Origin of the sequence: Synechococcus sp. BA-120 BA3 (assembly GCF_034931285.1) — a bacterium.
Taxonomy (GTDB): Bacteria; Cyanobacteriota; Cyanobacteriia; order PCC-6307; family Cyanobiaceae; genus Cyanobium.
In genome coordinates, this window is sequence record NZ_JAYGHZ010000212.1 from 1 (window position 1) to 853 (window position 853).

Here is an 853-nt window from a genome sequence, read left to right on the forward strand (position 1 = left end):
AGAATGGCATCAATGATCCTGCGAGCCGTCAGGCCAGTGATGTCTTTTACCACGTGATGCAACTGCAGATTCATTTGCATCAGCGCTTTTTGAATATGTTGCTGGTGCGACGAGCGATAGCGCACCAGGACGTCTCTCTGGCGAAAATAGGCCCTGAGCTTTGCAATACAGGGGTCAGGCTGAAAGCTTGCTCGAACAAGGCCATAGCTGTGGAGCTGTTGGAGCCATTGAGCATCATTGATATCAGTCTTTCTGCCAGGCACATTTTTGGCGTGTCGAGCATTGACCAAAAAGACTTCAATGCCGTGAGCCACAAGTATTTCATATAAAGGGACCCAGTAGATTCCGGTCGACTCCATCGCCACGGTCGTGATGTTGAGAGCGAGTAGCCACTCGACCATTCGCTTCAGGTCGCTGGTAAAGCTCAGAAACTTACGAACTGGCTCGTCATCAAGCTCTGTGGGTATTGCAACAACATGGAATCGACTCCCAATATCAATTCCAGCAGATCGTGGATTGACTACTTTGAGCCGCGCACGACGGCGGCGCGATGGAGAGGCATCTGGCATTGGCTTGCGACTTCTGATGAAGAAGGGAGGCCGGGCAGGTTCCACGCAAAAAAGTGGACAATTTCCTAATCGGGATCAACACCATTAGAAGGATCTAGCAGTGTTGTCGCCAGGGCAGGGAGCGCTGTGGGAACCCAGACCACGTTTCCTTTCGGGGTCGAACCTCCAAAGATGACATCGGTCATGGCCCGGCCTCCCCAAATTCAGTGTGGCTATGGGCTTTGGATTTGGCCGTGGGTGTTTCGGACGCGAGGGCGTGCAGAGCTGTACTGGTACGTTTCCTG

1 protein-coding gene is annotated in these 853 nt (G+C 52.6%); it reads right to left on the bottom strand.

The genetic code is table 11. The features are described from left to right. Positions 1-614: IS110 family transposase (locus VB737_RS07340; protein WP_500312259.1), on the bottom strand; the 614-nt coding region annotated here is incomplete at its 3' end. Between the last annotated feature and the right edge of the window lie 239 nt (positions 615-853).